This window comes from Cellulosimicrobium sp. 22598, assembly GCF_052044445.1.
Lineage (GTDB): Bacteria > Actinomycetota > Actinomycetes > Actinomycetales > Cellulomonadaceae > Cellulosimicrobium > Cellulosimicrobium cellulans_G.
Genome location: NZ_JBQEMZ010000003.1, coordinates 263544 through 282449, shown reverse-complemented (window position 1 = coordinate 282449; position 18906 = coordinate 263544). Strand labels below are relative to the sequence as shown.

At 75.2% G+C, this 18906-nt stretch carries 13 protein-coding genes; 10 read left to right on the top strand and 3 right to left on the bottom strand.

Translation table 11 applies throughout. The annotated features are described in order from the left end of the window. The first annotated feature begins 344 nt into the window (after positions 1–344). Positions 345–563 (top strand): PLD nuclease N-terminal domain-containing protein, encoded by a 219-nt coding sequence (locus ACTJIY_RS05485; RefSeq protein WP_141390373.1) that lies wholly within the window; start codon positions 345–347, stop codon positions 561–563. A 7-nt stretch (positions 564–570) separates the two neighbouring features. On the opposite strand, the gene mfd is transcribed toward ACTJIY_RS05485, so the two are convergent. Beyond that, positions 571–4317 carry a transcription-repair coupling factor gene (mfd, locus tag ACTJIY_RS05480; RefSeq protein ID WP_440674922.1) on the bottom strand — a complete coding sequence of 1249 codons (3747 nt, stop codon included), beginning with the start codon at positions 4315–4317 and terminating at the stop codon, positions 571–573. Positions 4318–4651: 334 nt separating this feature from the next. On the opposite strand from mfd, the gene ACTJIY_RS05475 reads away from it, so the two are divergent. After that, positions 4652–5368, top strand: a complete 717-nt coding sequence (locus ACTJIY_RS05475) for a phosphatase PAP2 family protein (RefSeq protein WP_440674921.1) — start codon at positions 4652–4654, stop codon at positions 5366–5368. Here the strand turns inward: ACTJIY_RS05475 and ACTJIY_RS05470 are convergent. Further along, positions 5349–6542 carry a glycosyltransferase family 4 protein gene (locus ACTJIY_RS05470; RefSeq protein ID WP_440674920.1) on the bottom strand — a complete coding sequence of 398 codons (1194 nt, stop codon included), beginning with the start codon at positions 6540–6542 and terminating at the stop codon, positions 5349–5351. The two genes, ACTJIY_RS05475 and ACTJIY_RS05470, sit on opposite strands and share 20 nt — an antisense overlap. A 179-nt stretch (positions 6543–6721) precedes the next feature. Between ACTJIY_RS05470 and ACTJIY_RS05465 the strand changes: the two genes are divergently transcribed. After that, positions 6722–7795, top strand: coding sequence for a glycosyltransferase family 4 protein (locus tag ACTJIY_RS05465; RefSeq protein WP_440674919.1), 1074 nt, complete (start codon positions 6722–6724; stop codon positions 7793–7795). 26 nt (positions 7796–7821) lie between these two features. Here ACTJIY_RS05465 and ACTJIY_RS05460 read toward each other — a convergent pair whose 3' ends face one another. After that, positions 7822–11199 carry a hypothetical protein gene (locus tag ACTJIY_RS05460; protein ID WP_440674918.1) on the bottom strand — a complete coding sequence of 1126 codons (3378 nt, stop codon included), beginning with the start codon at positions 11197–11199 and terminating at the stop codon, positions 7822–7824. A gap of 175 nt (positions 11200–11374) precedes the next feature. Between ACTJIY_RS05460 and ACTJIY_RS05455 the strand changes: the two genes are divergently transcribed. The 7 genes from ACTJIY_RS05455 to ACTJIY_RS05425 are packed head-to-tail and all read left to right on the top strand — an operon-like array spanning position 11375 to position 18906. Beyond that, positions 11375–12589 (top strand): ABC transporter ATP-binding protein, encoded by a 1215-nt coding sequence (locus ACTJIY_RS05455; protein WP_253052938.1) that lies wholly within the window; start codon positions 11375–11377, stop codon positions 12587–12589. A 1-nt stretch (position 12590) separates the two neighbouring features. Beyond that, positions 12591–13427, top strand: a complete 837-nt coding sequence (locus ACTJIY_RS05450; RefSeq protein ID WP_253052936.1) for an ABC transporter permease — start codon at positions 12591–12593, stop codon at positions 13425–13427. Next, complete coding sequence (locus tag ACTJIY_RS05445) at positions 13427–14269, top strand: hypothetical protein (protein ID WP_253052934.1); 843 nt, start codon at positions 13427–13429, stop codon at positions 14267–14269. Before ACTJIY_RS05450 ends, ACTJIY_RS05445 begins: the two co-directional genes overlap by 1 nt. Continuing rightward, entirely contained in the window at positions 14266–15252 is a 987-nt protein-coding gene (locus ACTJIY_RS05440; RefSeq protein ID WP_440674917.1) for a glycosyltransferase family 2 protein, read from the top strand. Before ACTJIY_RS05445 ends, ACTJIY_RS05440 begins: the two co-directional genes overlap by 4 nt. Then, a complete protein-coding gene (locus tag ACTJIY_RS05435; protein WP_440674916.1) occupies positions 15249–16463 on the top strand; it encodes a glycosyltransferase family 4 protein in 1215 nt (404 codons plus the stop codon). The genes ACTJIY_RS05440 and ACTJIY_RS05435 overlap by 4 nt, the downstream gene beginning before the upstream one ends. Then, positions 16460–17701 carry a GNAT family N-acetyltransferase gene (locus tag ACTJIY_RS05430; protein WP_440674915.1) on the top strand — a complete coding sequence of 414 codons (1242 nt, stop codon included), beginning with the start codon at positions 16460–16462 and terminating at the stop codon, positions 17699–17701. The genes ACTJIY_RS05435 and ACTJIY_RS05430 overlap by 4 nt, the downstream gene beginning before the upstream one ends. Continuing rightward, the gene (locus tag ACTJIY_RS05425) at positions 17698–18906 is read left to right on the top strand and encodes a GNAT family N-acetyltransferase (RefSeq protein ID WP_440674914.1); all 1209 of its coding nucleotides are present in this window, start codon (positions 17698–17700) and stop codon (positions 18904–18906) included. The genes ACTJIY_RS05430 and ACTJIY_RS05425 overlap by 4 nt, the downstream gene beginning before the upstream one ends.

The following is an 18906-nucleotide window of genomic DNA, read 5'->3' as shown; positions in this document are numbered from 1 at the left end:
GCGGCCGGCGACCCGCTCGGCCTCGAGCGCGGGAGGGCCACGCGGTGCTGACTGCGCCCCGGGGTGTCGGGCGCGTCCGGGACTCGGCGGCGTTGCAGAGAGTTTCCGGATGTTGCTGCAACCTTACAGAGCGCTCGGTGCTCTGTCACGACCTCGTACGCGGCGCCCGGTCGACACGCCCACGTCGAGCGAGGGCGCTCTCGGCCGGGTGACGCACGTCGGGGTGCATCCCTCGGCCGGGAGGGCAGCGCGCACCGGCGGGACCTCGGGCCGCCCACGAGCCGTGCACCGTGCGTCCGGACGGCATAGCGTCGAGCCGTACGCACACGGGAGGAGACGACGACATGGGGACCAAGCGCCGCTGGAAGGACCTGACCACGGGTCAGAAGATCGCCGTCGGAGTCGTGGGCGCGGCACAGGTCACGCTCACCGCCGCGGCGTACCGCGACCTGCTGCGCCGCCCGGCAGAGCAGGTCAACGGCACCAAGCTCGCGTGGGGGCTCGCGCTGCTCGTCAACTGGGTCGGCCCCATCGCCTACTTCCTCGACGGTCGGAAGAGCTGACCCCCGCTCAGCGGGCGGCCGACGACGTCCCGACCGTCGCCGCCGCACTCACCTCGCCGACGATCACGGCGTCGATGAGCTGGCGCGCCCACTCGAGCACCTCGGCGCCGCGCAGCGGGCGGCCGCCGATGCGCGCCGTCGTCGGGTACGGGACGAGGAACGCGCGGATCGCGGGCTTGAGGAGCGTGCCCGGGTAGAGGCGCTTGAGCCGGAGCTGCGCGGACTCCGCGAGGTCCACCGGCGCGAACCGGATGAACTTGCCCTGCGCGGTGACGTCCGTGAGCCCCGCGCGGCGCGCGTGGTTGCGGAAGTCCGCGACGTCGAACAGCGCGGACGCGACGTCCGGCAGGGCGCCGTACCGGTCGACGAGCTCGGCCCGGACCTCGGCGAGCTCGGGCGCGTCGGTCGCCGCGGCGATCTTCTTGTACGCCTCGAGCCGCAGGCGCTCGGTCGCGATGTACGACTCGGGCAGGTGCGCGTCGACGGGGAGCTCGATGGAGATCTCGGGCTGCTCCTCCGGACCGTCGCCGCGGTAGTTCGCCACGGCCTCCCCCACCATCCGCACGTACAGGTCGAACCCGACGCCCGCGATGTGCCCGGACTGCTCGCCACCGAGCAGGTTGCCCGCGCCGCGGATCTCGAGGTCCTTCATCGCGACCTGCATGCCCGCGCCGAGGTCGGTGTGGGCCGCGATCGTGGCGAGGCGGTCGTGCGCGGTCTCGGTGAGGGGCCGCTCGGGCGGGTAGAGGAAGTACGCGTACGCGCGCTCGCGCCCGCGGCCCACGCGTCCGCGGAGCTGGTGGAGCTGGGAGAGCCCGAGCATGTCCGCGCGCTCGAGGATGAGCGTGTTCGCGTTGGAGATGTCGAGGCCCGTCTCGATGATCGTCGTGCAGACGAGGACGTCGAGCTCCTTCTCCCAGAACGCCCGGATCACCTGGTCGAGCTGGTGCTCGTTCATCTTGCCGTGCGCGACGCCCACGCGGGCCTCGGGGACGAGCTCGCGCAGCCGCGCCGCGGTGCGCTCGATCGTCTCGACCTTGTTGTGCACGTAGAACACCTGGCCCTCGCGCAGGAGCTCGCGGCGCAGCGCCGCGGCGATCTGCTTCTCCTCGTACGCCCCGACGTACGTGAGGACGGGGTGGCGCTCCTCCGGCGGGGTCGCGAGCGTCGACATCTCGCGGATGCCCGTGACGGCCATCTCGAGCGTGCGCGGGATCGGGGTCGCGGACATGGCGAGCACGTCGACGTTGGTCCGCAGCTGCTTGAGCGTCTCCTTGTGCTCGACGCCGAACCGCTGCTCCTCGTCGATGATGACCAGACCCAGGTCCTTGAACCGCACGCTGCCCGTGATGAGGCGGTGGGTGCCGATGACGACGTCCACCGTCCCCTGGGCCAGCCCGTCCACGACCTCCTCGGACTCCTTGGGGGTCTGGAAGCGCGACAGCGCCTTGACCGTCACCGGGAAGCCCGCGTACCGCTCGGAGAACGTCTCGAGGTGCTGCTGCACGAGCAGCGTCGTGGGCACGAGCACCGCGACCTGCTTGCCGTCCTGGACCGCCTTGAACGCCGCGCGGATCGCGATCTCCGTCTTGCCGTAGCCGACGTCGCCGCACACGAGCCGGTCCATGGGGACCGTCTTCTCCATGTCCGCCTTGACCTCGTCGATCGTCGCGAGCTGGTCCGGCGTCTCGACGTACGCGAACGCGTCCTCCAGCTCGCGCTGCCACGGCGTGTCCGGGCCGAACGCGTGGCCCTGCGTCGCCATGCGCGCCGAGTACAGGCGGATGAGCTCGCCCGCGATCTCCTTGACGTGCTTGCGCGCGCGGGTCTTCGTCTTGGCCCAGTCGGCCCCGCCCATCTTGTTGAGGCTCGGCGACTCGCCGCCCGTGTACTTGGTGACCTGGTCGAGCTGGTCCATGGGCACGAAGAGCCGGTCGCCCGGCTGGCCGCGCTTGCTCGACGCGTACTCGATCACGAGGTACTCGCGCGTCGCCGCGTTGCCGCCCGTGCCGAGCGTGCGCTGGACGAGCTCGACGAACCGCCCCACGCCGTGCTGCTCGTGCACGACGAAGTCGCCCGCCTTGAGCTGGAGCGGGTCGACGACGTTGCGGCGCCGGCTCGGCATCTTGCGCATGTCGCGCGTGCTCGTGCCGGCCCGGCCCGTGAGGTCGGCCTCGGAGAAGACGGCGAGCCGCAGCTCGGGCGCGACGAAGCCCTTGCCGACCATCGCCGGGGTGACGAGGACGATGCCGCCCTCGGGCTCGTCGTCGAGCCGCGGCACGAGGCGCGCCGGGGTGTCCGCCGCGCCGAGCTGCTCGACCATGCGCTTGGCCGGCCCGTGACCCTCCGTCGTGAGCACGAGCCGCCAGCCGGCGTGCTGCAGACCGCGCACGTCGTCGAGCGCGCGCGCCACGTCGCCGCGGTAGGACTCGACGTCGCGCGCGCCCAGCGTGAAGGTGGGCACGCCGTCGGCGCTCTCGCCCACGTGCGCGGCGGTCGTGCCCGACGCCGCGCCCGCTCCGGCCGCGTCCGGCGCGCCGGCGTCGGGCGCCACGTCCAGGTCCGGGTTGTCGAGCGCGAACGACGACAGCGTCCACCAGCCCAGGCCGCGACGCTGCGCGACCGCACGGACCTCGGCGAACGTCTCGAACGACGCCGCGGACAGGTCGACCGGTGCCTTGCCGCCCGCGACGGCGCCGGTCCAGGCGGCGGCGAGGAACTCCTCCGTCGTCGCGACGAGGTCGTGGGCGCGGCGGCGCACGCGCTCGGCGTCGTCGACGACGAGCAGCGCGTCGTCGGGCACGAGCTCCAGCACCGGGACCATGCGGTCCACGAGCACCGGCGCGAGCGACTCCATGCCCTCGACCGCGACGCCCGCGGCCAGCCTGTCGAGCATCTCCGTGGCGCCCGGCAGGTCCTCGACGAGCGCCGCGGCCCGCGACCGCACCGACTCGGTGAGCAGGATCTCGCGGCACGGCGGCGCCCACAGCCCGTGCTCGGCGATCTCGAGGCTGCGCTGGTCCGCGACGGCGAACCAGCGGATCTCCGAGACCTCGTCGCCCCAGAACTCGACGCGCAGCGGGTGGTCCTCGGTGGGCGGGAACACGTCGAGGATGCCGCCGCGCACCGCGAACTCGCCGCGGCGCTCGACCATGTCGACGCGCGTGTACGCGGCCGCGACGAGGCGCTCCGCGACGTCGGTCAGGTCGGCCGTCGACCCGGCGTGCAGCTCGACCGGCTCGAGCTCGCCCAGCCCGTCCACGACCGGCTGGAGGAGCGCGCGCACCGGCATGACGAGCACGCGGACCGGGCCCGACGGCCCGACCTCCGGGTCCGGGTGCGCGAGGCGGCGGAACACGGCGATGCGCTTGGCGACGGTGTCCGCGCGCGGGCTCAGGCGCTCGTGCGGCAACGTCTCCCAGCTCGGCAGGACCGCGACCACGTCCGCCAGCTCGTCGGGCAGGTAGGCGCGCACGCTCGCCGCGAGCTCGTCCGCGTCGCGCCCCGTCGCCGTCACGACCACGAGGGGACGCGAGCCCGTCGCCCACGCGTCGCCCGAGGCCGCGCGCTCGTCGCCGCCAGGCACCCCGTCGGCCGGCCCGGTCGCCCGCGCCCCCGCCATCGCGGCGAGCAGCGGCGGGCGCGCGCCGGCCGGGCCGACCACGTCCGCCTCGCCACGGGCGCGCACGTGCTCGACCGCCGCCGTCGCGGCGGGGTCGGCGAGCAGCGCGGGCAGGATGCCGGTGAGGTTCATGCGGTGGGGTCCCTCCGAGGACGGTGGTCGGTGGCGTCGGCGGCCGCACGAGGCGGGCCCGGGTCGAGGACGGTGCCGGGGCTGGTTGAGGACACGACGGGGCAGCACGAACGGCCCGGACCGAGGCTCACCGGGTGGCGAGCGGGTCCGGGCTGGAGCCGTGCGAGACGACGGCTCCCAGCGTACGCCCCGGCGCCCACACGTCGACCGACGGCAGCCGACCGGCAGCCGACCCTCGGACGTCCGGCAGGCGACCGGGGACGCGACGTTTTCACCCGGCGCGATCCGCCCACGACCGGTGACAGGGTCCCCGCCGCTCCGTCATGCTCGGGGCGTGTCCACCTCGGGGGCGCCGGACCCCGTGCCGCCCCGGCCTCGCTCGTCCGCGCTCCTCGTGCTGCTCGCGCTGGTCGTCGCGGTCTTCGTCGCGCTCTGGGCCGCCTCGCACCTCACCGTGGCCGGGCAGCAGGCCGACGCCGGGGCGTTCCGGACCCTCGCGCCCCTGCACGACGCCGGGCGCGACCTCGCCGGGGCGCTGCGCCGAGGCCTCCCGGTGGCGTGCGCGGCCGTCGTCGCCGTCCTGGGCGTGGTCGCGCTCGTGCGCCGCGCGTGGCGCGACCTCCTCGCCGCGGTCCTCGTCGTGCTGGGGACGGTCGGGATCGCGCTCGGGCTCCGCGAGGTCCTCGTGCGGCCCGACCTCGGGGAGCACGGCTACGCCTACCAGACCTTCCCGAGCGGTCACGTCGCCGTGGTCGGCGGCCTGTGCGTCGCGATCTGGCTCCTGTGGCCGTGGCCGACGTCCCGCGCCGTCGCGGGCTGGGCCGGGCTCGTGGTCACCGCGGTCGCCGCCCTCGCGTCCGTCGTGACGTACGCGCACCGGCCGAGCGACGTCGTCGGCTCGCTGCTCGTCGCCGCCGCCGTCACCGTCGCCGTCGTGTGGCTGCTCGACGTCCCGCGAGGAGCGCGCACGGCGAGCGCGCGCCCCGGCGGCCCTCCCGTCCTGCCCGACGGGACGACCGGCTCGCCCCGCGTCAGCGACCCCTCGGCGTGACGTCGGCGAGCCCCGCGTAGAGGTCCTCGTACCGGTCCACGACCCGCTCCCAGGTGAAGTCCTCGACCCGTCGGCGCCCGGCAGCCCCGATCCGCCCCGCGCGCTCCGGGTCGTCGAGCAGGCCGAGCACGGCCGCGGCGAGCGCCTGCGTGTCCTGGGGGTCCACGAGCACGCCGTCGACGCCGTCGGTGACGATCTCCGGGGGCCCGCCCCGCACGGTCGCCACGAGCGGCCGGCCCGAGCGCCACGCCTCCAGGACCACGAGCGGGGCGGCGTCCGCGCGGCTCGGCACGACGACCACGTCCGCCTCCGCGAGCCGGGCCGCCACCTCGGCGGGGTCGAGCCGCCCGGGGAGCTCGACGCGGTCCGCGAGCCCCGCCGTCGCGACCCGGCGGCGCAGCGCGCCCGCCTCGCTCCCGTCGCCCACGACGACGAGCCGCGCACGGTCGCGCAGCGCGGAGGACGCGAACGCGTCCACGAGCAGGTCGAACCCCTTGACGTGCTCGATCCGCCCCACCGCGACGACCACGGGCGCGCGCACCGCGTCCGACCGAGCGAGCTCCCCCGCGGCGACGTCCCGCGGACCGTGATCGACCGGGTCGTACCCGGCCAGGTCGACGCCGTTCGGGACGACCACCGCGTCGGGCGCCCCGAAGCGGACCAGGTCGTCCGCGACGACGCGCGAGCACCCCGTCACCGCGCCCGCGACGTCGATCGAGCGCTCCAACGCCGCCCGCAGCAGCCGCGAGTGCTCGAACACGGCGTGGTCGTCCGCGAACGTCTCCCCGTGGGAGCTGACGACGAGCGGGGTGCGCGTGAGCGTGCGCAGGCCGAGGGCGTACGCGCCGTTGGGGCCGAAGCACTGCACGTGCAGCACGTCGGGCCGGAACGCGCGGAAGGCCCGGCCCCACGCGAGCGCCGCCCGCGGCGCGGCGAGGGCGAACCGGGCGACGTCGCCCGGCCGGCTCGAGGGCTGCGGGGTCGGCAGGTAGCGCACGAGGACGCCGTCGACGCGGCGCGTGCCGAGGCGCTCGCCCCGGTCGACGGTCCAGACCTCCACCGCGGTCCCCCGCGCCGCGAGCACGCGGGCGACGTGACGCACGTGCGACTCGACGCCCCCGGTGTGCGGGTCGAACGAGCTCGCGACCAGCGCCACCCGACGACGCCCTGCCATGCGTCCCTCACCCTCTCGCGGGACGGCCCGCGCCCGGTCCACGATCACCCGCTCATCACCCGCTCCCGCAGGTCCGGCGGGGCGTCCGCGCCACTAGAGTGGGCCACTCTACCGACCGCTCCGGTCGTCCCGACCGTGCCGCACCCGCCGCGCACCACGCCCCGAGGGGGACCCGCCCGATGCCGCAGCTCGTCGTCGCGACCGTCGCGGTCGAGGTGCCCATGGGCGCCCAGGTGTACCAGGAGGAGGTCGCGGCGCGCGCGGCGGGGGCGCTCGCGGAGGGGGGCACCGGAGCGAGCGCCTGGTCCGTCGACCGCGCCGTCTTCCGCTCGCTCCGCTCCCCGCTGCCCGGCACCCACCGGCTCCCCCTCGGTCGCCTCGGCTCCGCGGCTCCGGCCGTGCGCCGGGCCGTCGGCCGTGCGGTCTACCCGCGGGGCGCCGTCGTGCACCGCGTGGGGCTCGACCTGCCGCCGCACCCGACGCGGGACGTCGTCGCCGTGCAGGACGTCGTGTCGTGGCGCTACGACGACGAGTCCGCACCGGTCCGCGCCGCGGCCGAGGAGGTCCGCCGCGCGGCGGCCGTCGTGTGCGTCTCGGAGTTCAGCGCGGACGAGGCCGCGGAGGTCCTCGGGCTCGCCGAGCGACCCGCGGTCGCGTACAACGGCGTCGACCCGGTGTACTTCTCGGCCGAGCCGCTGCCCCGCGCGCGCCTCGCGGAGCTGGGGGTGGACGGCCCGTACGTCCTGCACGCGGGCGGCGCGTCGCGCCGCAAGAACCTGGAGGAGCTCGCGGTCGCGTGGGGACGGGTCCGCTCCGCGCGACCGGACCTCACGCTCGTCATGAGCGGTCCGCCGCACCCGCGCCGCACCGGGCTGTTCGCGGAGCTGCCCGGCACCCGGCTCGTCGGGCGCCTGCCGGGCGGGCTCATGCCGGGCCTCGTCGCGGGGGCCGCGGCCGTCGTCGTGCCGTCGCGCTACGAGGGCTTCGGGCTCCCCGCCCTGGAGGCCATGGCCGCGGGCGTGCCGGTGGTCGCGGCGCGCACCAGCTCGCTGCCCGAGGTCGTGGGCGACGGCGGCGTGCTCGCCGAGCCGGACGGCGCGAGCCTCGCGGAGGCGCTGCTGTGGGTGACGACGCGCGACGCCGAGGTCGAGGCGCTCGTCGGGCGCGGGCGCGAGCGCGCCGCCACGTTCACGTGGGAGCGCAGCGCCGCGCAGCACGCCGCGATCTGGCGCGCGGTCGCCGCGCGCGGCTGACCGGGCCCGCCCCCCGGTGACGACGGTCACCCGGCCGGCTCCCACGCCTGGACCGCGCTGATCGCCGCGATCCACTCGCTCTCCGTCGCGAGCGGGACGAAGTCGGGGTGCAGCCCGCCGACGATCCCCGTGTAGTTCGCCGCCAGGACGGGCACGTCGCGCTCGGTCGTCATCGGGAGCGTCACGCGCACGGCCGTGACCTCGACGGGCTCGAACGAGAAGAGCGCGACGCGGTCGAGGAACTGGTCGGTCTGCCGCGCCACGTCCTGCCAGCCGCCGTCGGGCGTCCGCACGGAGACCGTGTAGTCGCGCAGCCCCGACGTGCAGCAGCGGATGCCGGCCGTCGCGACGGCGACGCGGTCGATCGTGCGGGGCCCGTCCGTCGTGACCTCGACGCCGGGCGCCTCGTCGACGGAGCCGTCGGCCAGTCGGCCCGACCGCCACGGCTCGCGCACGGCGAACGTGCCGGACGTGACGACGTCGGGGTCGCTCGCGTCCTCGTGCGTCGACGTCGCGGTCACCGGCCGGCCCTCGAGCACGTCGTCGCCGAACGCCTCGACGGGGGCCACCTCCAGCGCCGTCCCCGCGGGGGCGACGAGCAGGACGGGTGCGCCGTTCACGGGGACCTCGACGCCGCCCGGCGGGACCTCCAGGCCGCGCTGGGCGCCGTACCCGTCCCGCGCGGTCACGGTGACCGCACCGCCCGGCGCGGAGAGCCGCACGGTGGTCGACAGGTCCTCGCTCCACAGCGCGAGCAGCTCCGCACCCGCGACCTCCCCGGCCCCGGGCGCGCGCACGGCGTGGACGCCGGGCGTCCCGGTCTCGACCGCCTCGGGCCGCCCGAACCCGTCGAGGAACGCCGCGCTCGCCGCGAAGGCGGCGCCGGCCGGCTTCACGTACTGCCCGTACTGGAGGAGCGACCACGAGTTCCCGGCCTCGCCGAACCCGCCCTCGGAGAAGAAGTACGTCCACTCGTCGACGCCCTCCACCCCGTACCAGAGGAGCTTGCGCACGACGTCGGACCCGCCCGCCCAGAAGTTCGCGACGCCGTCGGACCACCAGCCGCTCTCGGTGTCCCACAGGGGGACGTCGCCGCACGGCCCGATCGCCTCGCGCAGCCGGTCCAGCTCGGCGCCGTCCGCGGAGAACCCCTCCTCCTCCCACGACCGGTTGAACCCGGTGTAGGGGTGGATCCCCACGACGTCGAGCGAGTCGCAGCCGCCCGCCGCGACCAGGTCGGCCCACCACGCGGGCTCGATCCCGAGCGTGTTGCCGCCCACCACGACGACGTCGGCCGACGCGTCGCGAGCGCCCGCCGCGAAGGGCGCGCCGACCTCCTCCTCGTACGCGGCCGCGTCCTCGTAGCCCGTGTTGTTCGGCTCGTTCCACGGCTGCCAGTAGCGGATCTGCGGTGCGTGCTCGTGGACCGCGGCGACGATCTCGCGCGTCCATCCCTCCCACGTGCCGGCCTCGACCGCGGCCTGCTCCGCCTCGCCGCCCGAGCCGAGCTGGAGCGTGAGGATCACGCCCGTCTCCTCGGCGAGCTCGGCGGCGGCCGCGAGCTCGGTGAACGGGTCGACGTCGGCAGGCTCCTCGCCCTCCTCCTCGTCGGGCTCGAAGGCCGCGTTCGGCAGCGAGTCCCAGACGAGCGCGGCGGCGTCCGGCTCGGCGGTCGGGTCGGGCACGATCGCCCCGAAGTCGAGCTGCGTGCGGTGGCTGCCCACCCCGAGCTGGTCCGCGAGCTGCACGCCGCGCAGCGGTCCGGCACCGCCCCAGTCCGCGCCGTCCGCGAGCGCCGCCGGGTCCAGGCCGCTGCCCGCCGCGGCCACGGTGTAGCGCAGGCACGTCCCCGAGACCGCCTCGCCCGACGCGGCGTCGACGAGCGCGGCGTCGACCTCGTACACGCCCGGGCGGGTCGGCGGCAGGTCGAGCGCGAGCTCGCCGCCCTCCGCGGGGAGGTCCACCACGGTCTCCTCGCCGACCACCGGGTCCCACACGCGCGGGTCCCCGCGCACCTGGTAGCGCAGGCGGTACGTCCCGGCGGAGGCGGCCCAGGCGTCGTCGAACGCGGCGACCACGCGCGGCGCGGTCCCGTCGGGGAAGACGCCGTACGGCACGTCCACGAGCAGCCCGGCGCCGAGCCCGAGGCCGCCGAACAGCTCCTCGTTCGCCGCGTTGTACTTCACCGGGGCGCCGAGCTGGTACGCCATCCGGTCGGCCGAGATCTCGGTGAGCGCGAACCCGCCGTCGTCGCCGTGCGTGAGGACGTAGTACGGCGCGTCGCCCGCGGTGCCGTCGCGCAGCACCGGCGTGCTCTCCCACAGCGCGAACGGCTGCTCGAGGTCCTTGTGCGTGTCCGGCCACACGCCGCGGAACACGCCGTCGCTCCCCCACCACCGGAACCCGAGGTTCTCGTCGGCGACGACGAGGCCGTCGCCCTCGGGTCCGGACGAGGGGCCGGTGGTCGCGCCCGTCGTGTCGTCGAGCCAGGGCACGCGCGGGACGCCGAACGGCCGCCCGCGCTCCCACGAGGCACCGAGGTGGAGGGACCCGTCGTCGCCCTCCGGCCCCACGGCGCGCAGGTCGAGCGTGCGGCGCTCGTCGTCGCGCACGTCGGTCTGCACCAGGGCCGCGCCGTCCGGGAGCTGGGCGAGGACGGCGCCCTCGAACGGGATCTCCGCGAGGAGGTCGCCGTCGCCCGACACCTCGTGCAGGACCTCGCCCGCCTCCTGCACCCCGACGACGGTCCGGCCGCCGTCCGTCCAGCGCACGGTCCCGTACAGGTCGAGGAGGTCGCCTGCCGTGTGCTCGCCCTCGGGGATCGTCGTCGACCAGGTCGTGGTCCCGTCGGGCGCGACCTTGAGCAGGTCGCGGCGGTGCATGAGCGTGTCGAGGAGGTAGACGCTCCCGTCGGCGTCGACCTCGAAGGAGTCCGTGCGGAACGTCTCGCTCGCGCCGTCCCAGTCGAGCTCCACCGGCGTCGTCGCCTCCGCGTCCCCCGTCGCGAGGTCGTAGCGCGTCACCGTGTACGTCGCCTCGCGGTCCCACTCGAGCACGTACGCCGCGCCGTCGAGCACGCGGAACGTGACGAGCTCGCCGTCGTCGAGCGTGACGACGTCGTCGACGACCGTGCGGATCCCGTCCAGCTCGTCGGTGTCGACGCCGTCGTCGGTCACCTGCTCGAGGCGGGGGAACCCGCACAGGGGCAGCGCGCCCGTCTGCGTCACGGGTGCCGTCCCGGGGACCGGGGACGCGGTGAACGGCTGCGCGCCCGACGTGCTCCCCGTCCCGGTGCCGCCGATCACGACGGCGGCGACCACGCCCAGGACCGCGGCGACGACCCCGCCGACGACCGTGGGGTCCGCGCCGCCCCGAGCCCCCGTGCCGTCCTCGTCCGAAGCCATCTCGCCGCCCTTGCCGTCGTCGGGCCCGGCACAGGTGCCGCTGCCGCGATCGTAGGTCGGCCCGGCCCCAGCACCGAGGGCCTGGCGGTACTTTCACCCGCGTTCGTCCGGTTCTGGGCTCGATTCACCCGATCGACCCGGCCTCGGGCCCCGGCGGGACGACTATCTTTCAGGTGTGCAGGCGACCACGGAACCCGCGATCCGCGTCGCCGGGCTGGGCAAGACCTACCGGCTCGGCGCGTTCGGCGAGCGACCGTCCACCGCCGCGGCCGCCGCCATCCAGTGGGTGCGGTCCACCGGCAAGCAGAAGTACACGTTGTTCGACGCGCTCGACGACGTCTCCTTCGAGGTCCCGCAGGGCGAGGCGCTCGGGATCGTCGGGCGCAACGGCGCCGGCAAGTCGACGCTGCTCAAGATCCTCACGCGCGTCACGGCGCCCACGCGCGGGCGCATCGAGCTCACCGGGCGCGTCGGGTCGCTCCTCGAGGTCGGCACGGGGTTCCACCCCGAGCTCACCGGCAAGGAGAACATCTTCCTCAACGGCGCGATCCTCGGCATGACGCGCAAGGAGATCACCCGGCGCTACGACGAGATCGTCGCGTTCTCCGGCATCGAGAAGTTCCTCGCGACCCCGGTCAAGCGCTACTCGTCCGGCATGTACGTGCGGCTCGCGTTCTCCGTCGCGGCCCACCTCGACACCGAGATCCTCGCGATCGACGAGGTGCTCGCCGTCGGCGACGCCGAGTTCCAGCGCCGCTCGATCCAGAAGATGCGCGAGGCCGCCCAGGGCGGTCGCACCGTGCTCTACGTGAGCCACCAGCTCCAGACGGTCCAGGCCCTGTGCACGTCCGCGGTCCTCCTCGACCGCGGGACCCTGACGTACTCCGGGACGGTCGAGGGCACGCTCCAGGCGTACCGCGACAGCTTCGAGAGCTTCGCGGCCGCGCAGTCCGACCCCACCAAGCGCCCCGGGAACGGCAACCTCCGTCTGTCCTCGGTCCGCATGGAGGACGAGTTCGTCAAGTCGTCGCAGGACATCGTCGTCGACTTCGAGGCGCCGGCGAGCAAGGACCTGATCGGGACGTACTTCGTCTCCATGCACATCAACAACGACCAGGGCACCGTCATCGCCCAGTGCGACTCGCGCCTCGTCGGGAAGTGGTTCGACCCGGAGCAGCCCCAGAAGGGCCGCCTCGTGGTCCGCGACCTGTGGCTCAAGCCCGGCCAGTACACGGTGGACGTGTACGCGTGCCAGGCGGGAGTCCTCGACGCGTGGGAGGGGGCGTGGCGCTTCGAGGTGCTGCCCGACCTCCCCTACCCCGAGTTCACGGAGTCGTCGGGCACCGAGAAGGGCATGGTCTTCGTGAACTTCGACTACGAGGGAGGCTGACGTGGAGCAGACCGTGCAGCGCACCGTCATCACGCCGCCCGGCCGCCTCAACCTGCCGTCGTGGCGCGAGCTGTGGAACGCGCGCGAGGTCGCCGTCCGCCTCGCGCTGCGCGACATCATCGTGCGGTACCGCCAGACGATCTTCGGCATCACGTGGGTCATCGCCCAGCCGCTCGTCAGCGCAGGCATCTTCACCGTCGTGTTCGGGCAGATCGCCGACCTGTCGACCGGCGACGAGCACATCCCGTACTTCCTCTTCACGCTCGCCGGCATGCTGGCGTGGAACCTCTTCAACGGGTCGCTCGGCCGCGCGTCGAGCTCGATGGTCGGGAACCAGTCGCTGGTCCAGAAGGTGTTCTTCCCGCGCCTCCTGGTCCCCGTCTCGAGCCTCGCGTCGGTCGTCGTGGACTTCCTCGTCGCGCTCGTCCTCGCGGTCGTGCTCCTGTTCGTCTACGGCGTGAACCCCGGGTGGGCGGTGCTCCTCCTGCCCGTGTGGATCGTGCTCATCCTCATGATCGGCACGGGGATCGGCCTCGCCGCCGCCGCGTACATGGTCAAGTACCGCGACGTCGGCTACGTGCTCCCCTGGCTCGTGCAGATCCTCCTCTACGCGAGCCCCGTCGCCTACGCGCTGTCGGAGGTGCCGGCGAACCTGCGGTGGCTGTTCGACATCAACCCGGTCACGTGGTTCCTCGAGGGCTTCCGCTGGTCCCTGCTCGGCACCGAGGCGCCCGTGACCTGGCAGGTCGTGGCCCTCGTCGTCGCGGCGCCGCTCATCCTGCTCGGCGGCACGCTCGTCTTCCAGAAGAACGAGCGCGAGTTCGCGGACTTCATCTGATGCGCCGCACCGCGTACGTGCTCGTCGCCGACCCGAGCTACCTCGAGTCGAGCCTGCGCTCGTACTACGCGCACGTCGACCGCATCGTGCTGTCCTACGACGAGACCGCGACGTCCTGGACCGGCACGCCGCTGCCCGTCGACGAGTGCCTCGCCCTGGTCGACGCGCTCGACGTGGACGGCAAGTGCGTCCGGGCGCCCGGGCGCTACGCCCGCCCCGACGCGCCGCCGCTCGACAGCGAGACGCTGCAGCGCCAGGCCGCGCTCGACCAGGCGTCCGACGGGGCGGACTGGGTCCTGCAGCTCGACACCGACGAGGTCGTGCTCGACCCCGCGGCCTTCGTCGGCGCCGTGCGCCGTGCCGACGCCGCCGGCGCGTCCGGCCTCGACTTCCCCTCGCGCTGGCTCTACTCGCGCGTGGCACCGGGCCGCTACCTGGAGGCCAGCACGCGCCTCGGGCGACCCGCCGCGTCGTACCCGGGTCCGCTCGCCGTGCGCGCCGGGACCCGGCTCGTGCACGCCCGGCAGGCCGACGTGCCCCTGTACCGCGTCGACCTCGGTCCCTGGAACACGGACCCCGCGCGGCGCCGCGACACGATCGTGCACGAGGTCGTCGACCCCGGCTCGGCGGTCCTGCACTTCTCCTGGGTCCGGCGACCGGAGACCATGCGCCAGAAGCTCGGGTGGTCCGGCCACACGGCCCACTACTCGCGCCCCGGCGTCTACGAGGCGTGGGCGGGACGCACGCGCCACCCACGGCGCGCCGTCCTCACCTCCCCCCTGCGACGCTCGGACTGGTACCGTCTCGTCACCCTCCCCGAGCCTCCCGGAGGCGAACCGTGACCCCGACCGTGAGCGTCGTCGTCGTGACGTACGGGCGGCCCGACAGCGTGCGCGAGTGCCTCGAGCACCTGCGGCGTCTCGACACGCCGCCCCTCGAGGTCGTCGTCGTGGACTCCACCCCGGCGGACACGACGCGCCGCCTGGTCCGCGAGGAGTTCCCGGAGGTCCGGCTCCTGCACAGCACCCTCGGGCGCGGCACGACGCCGGAGTCCCGTCAGCAGGGATTCGCCGTCACGCGCGGCGACGTCGTGGCCTTCGTCGACGACGACGCGTACGTCGCGCCCGACTGGCTGGACGAGCTCGTCGCGCCCTACGCCGACCCGGACGTCGTCGCCGTCGGAGGGCGCGCCGACAACGGCATCCCGGGCGAGGAGAGCGAAGGGCTCGACCGGGTCGGCCGACTCCTGCCGGACGGGCGGCTGACCGGCTACTTCGCCGCCGACACGGGCCGCGTCATCGAGGTCGACCACCTGCTCGGGGCGAACATGTCGTTCCGCCGCAGCGCCCTGGCGGCGATCGGCGGGATTCGCGGCAACTACCCCGGCACGTGCCTGTGCGAGGAGTCCGACATCTCCCTGCGGCTGCGTGCGACGGGCGGACGCCTGCTGTACACGCCCCGAGCCGTCGTCCGGCACATGGCGGCGCCGTACGGGATCGGCGGGAAGCGCTTCGACCGCCGCTACCTCTACTACGCCCGACGCAACCACGTCGTCATGCTCGTGCGGAACTTCGGCTGGCGCGACCCGATGGTGCGCCGCTACGCGCGGACCACCTGGCGTGCCCAGTCGAGCTATCTCTGGGCCGTGCGCAGCCGCCTCGGGCCGACGATGGCCGACGGCTCGCCGCGGCCCCTGCTCCGGCGCGTCACGGCGCCCGTCGTGCTCTCCCGGGCCGCGGCCGAGCTGTGGGGACTGGTCGCCGGCGTCCCGGCGGCGCTCGTGGCGACGCGGCGCGACCGTGCGGACGGGGTCGCGACCCCGTGACCGCTCGCAGGGGGCGCGGCGGGACGACCGGCGAGGCCGGGCGTCCTCGCCGTCTCGTGCACGTCATCACCCCGGGCGACCACTTCTCGCCGCGGACGGGGAGCGCCGTGCCGACCGTGGTGGACGGCCTGAGCCGGCACGCCCGCGCCGAGGGGCCGCGCCCGGCGGTCGTGGTCGCCGCGGGTACCTACCCCGACCGCTACGACAGCGCCGAGGTCCTCGAGTACGCGCCGGCCGCCCCGCGACGGTCCGACCGCTGGCTCGACGCCGCGGCGGGGCGCCTCGGCCTCGCCCGCCCCGGCGCACGCCGGGTCCTGGGGGCCACGGTCTCGGCCCAGGACGGGTGGGACCCGGCCGTGGTCCTCGCCCACAACGCGCCCGCGCTCGTCCCGCTCGTCCACGCGGACCGGCACGTGCCCGTCCTCTACGCCCACAACCAGGTGCTCGGGACGTGGTCCGCGCGGGACGCCGGACGCGCCCTCGACCCCGCCGGGGCGATCGTGTGCGTGAGCGACCATCTCGCGGACGCCGTCGCGGGCAGGCTTCCCGTCCGGCTGCGCGACCGGGTGCGCACGGTCCACAACGGCGTCGACGCCGCCGCGTTCGCCGTCGCACGACCGCCGCGGGGCGACACGCTGCGCGTGGTGTACGTGGGCAGGGTCATCCCCGACAAGGGGGTCCACGTGCTCCTCGACGCCGTCGTCGCGCTCGGCCGTCGCGACGTCGAGGTCACGGTCCTCGGTCGGCCCGGCTTCGCGGCGGACGCACCTCTGACCGCCTACGAGCGGTCCCTGCGCAGGACCGCGGGACGCGCCGCGGGTCCGGTCCGCTTCGGCTCGTTCGTCCCGCGCACCGAGCTTCCCGCGCGGCTCGCCGAGGCCGACGTCGTCGTGGTGCCGTCCACCTGGCCCGAGCCGTTCGCGCTCACCGCGCTCGAGGGCATGGCCGCCGGCGCCGCCGTGGTGGCGTCCGCCGTCGGGGGCGTCCCCGAGGCCGTCGGCGACGCGGGGATCCTCGTCCCGCCCGACGACGCGGCCTCCCTCGCGAGCGCGCTGGAGGCGCTCGCCGACGACCCGCGCGCGCTCGACCGGGCGGCGCGAGCCGCGGTCGAACACGCCCGGCTGCACGACTGGCGGGCGTCCGCCGCGCGGCTCGACGACGTCCTCGCGCCCTTCACCGGGGCCGGCGACCGGACGGGGAGGGCCCGATGAGACCCCTGCGGGCACGGACCGTCGCGCTCGAGGACCTCACCGCGAGCGACCACGACCGGTGGGCCGACCTCGTCGACCGCGCCCTCGAGCCGAACCCCTTCGTCTCGCCCGCGTACCTCGCGACCGCCGTGCGGCACCTGCCGAGCGCGCGGGGAATCGTCGCCGTCCTCGTCGAGGACGACGAGGCCATGCACGCCTTCCTGCCGCTGAGCAGGGCGCGACGCTTCGCCCGGACCCCGCTGCCGTACGCGACGACCGCGGGGCCCTTCCTCGGGGCGGAGTCGCCGCTCTGCGTCCCTCTCGTCGACGAGGAGAGGCCCGCCGAGGCGCTGGGGGCGCTGCTCACCCACCTCGCGACCCGGGAGTCGCGCCTGCCGGGGCTCGTGGAGCTCACGCTGGTCCCCGTCGGCGGGCGGTTCGACGAGGCCCTCGTGGCCGCGTGCCGCGAGCACGACGTGCCGCTCGTCGAGCGCTACCGGTTCGAGCGGGCCGCGCTCGTCCCGGCCGCGGGCGCGCCCGCACCGCGCGAGGCGTTGAGCACGTCGCGGCGCAAGCAGGTCGAACGGCTCCGCCGCCGCATCGAGCGCGACGTCGGCCCGCTCGTCATGACCGACGCCGGCCTCGACCCGGAGGCGTTCGACCTGTTCGTCCGGCTGGAGGCGGCCGGGTGGAAGGGCACCACCGAGGAGGGCGGGGCGCTCCAGGTGGTCCCCGGCGCGCTCGACTGGTTCACCGACGTCGCCGACGACCTGCGCGCGCGCGGACGGCTGCACCTGTTCGTCCTCACCGCCGGCGAGGAGGTGGTCTTCATCTCCGTGGTCCTGCGCGCGGGCGACCGCCTCTACTCCCTCATGGACACGTACGACGAGCGGTTCGCGAAGTTCAGCCCGGGCTCCCTCGGTCGGGTCGTCGAGCAGGAGCACGTGCTCGAGCACACCGACGCGACCCTCTTCGACCCGTGCCTCCACCCGCGGTACACCGTGCCCTCCGGTCTCTACCGCGACCGCCGGACGCTCCGCGGGATCGTCATCGCCCCCCGGGGCGTCGTCGCCCGCGCGCTGCTGCGCCGCTCGGCCCGCCTGCGCGTCCTCGCCACCCGGGCGGGTGACGCCGCCGCGCGGCTCCGCGGCGTCCCCTCCCGGGTGCGAGGCCTCTTCTCGCGATCCGGGACGACCGCGGGACCCGCCGCGTCCCCCGGGCCGCGGGCACCGAGCATCGAGCAGGAGGAGCCGTCATGACCACGACGCAGCCGGCCCGGACGGCACGCCCGTTCACGTCCCGCACGATCGCGGTGCGCGGCATCTCGGACGGGGACGTCGCGGCGTGGCGGGCGCTCGCGCACCGTGCGGCCGAGCCGAACGTGTTCTTCGAGCCCGACTTCCTCCTGCCGACCGTGGCGCACTTCGACCGCGACGGAGGAGTGCGGCTCCTGGTCGTCGAGGACGCGGGGACCTGGATCGCCGTCATGCCCTACGAGATGGTGCCGGGCGACCGCCACTGGCCCCGGCGGCACGCGTCGAACGACGGTCCGGTCCTCAACCAGGTGACCTCGCTCGGCTCGCCGCTCCTCGACGCGGCCGACCCCGGCGCGGCCGCCGCCGCGCTCGTCTCCGCGCTGCGCGCCCACGGACGCGCGCTCGGCCGCGCCTTCGCGTTCGCCTACGTCGCCGACGACGGCGCGGCGGGCGGCGCGCTGCACCGGGCGCTCGAGGACGCGCACGTGACGCTGCACGTGTGGGGCGGTGACGACCGCGCGGCCGTGCGGTTCGCCGAGCTGCCCGAGGACGAGGACCCGCTCGCCCACGTCCCGAGGTCCCGCGCCCGAGCCGTGCGACGGCGCGTGCGCCGCCTCGCCGACGAGCTGGGCGCCCCGGTCACGCTCTCCGCGGCCGCGCTCGTCCCGGTCTCCGACCCGGGCGCCTTCCTCGCGTTCGAGCACGAGACGTGGAAGGCGGACCCCGAGCGCAACGGACCCGGCTTCTCCCGCGTCGAGGGCGGCGAGGCATGGTTCAGCGAGGTCTTCACCGCCTACGCGGCGTCCGGGAACGCCTCGATCGTCGCGCTCGCGGTCGCCGGCGTGACCCTGTACATGGCCGGGTTCCTGCGCTCGGGCTCGCACGTCTTCGCCTGGTACGACGAGTACGCCGACCGGTTCGCGCGGTTCGCGCCCGGCGTCGTCGGCCGCCTGCTGACCGTGCGGATGTTCGCGACCGACCCGAGCGTGACGTTCCTCGACTCGTGCATGCACCCGTCGATGTACCCGGACCAGAACGAGCTCTACCCGTCCCGGCTCCGGACGGCGTCGTACACGGCCGCGCTCGGTCCACGGCCCGTGGGCTGGCTCCTGCGGGCGATCCCCGTGGTCGGACGGGTCCGACGGCGCCTCGCGCGCCCGGCCCCGTCCGACCGGACGGTCACCGAGGCGGCACCCGGCGCGGACTGA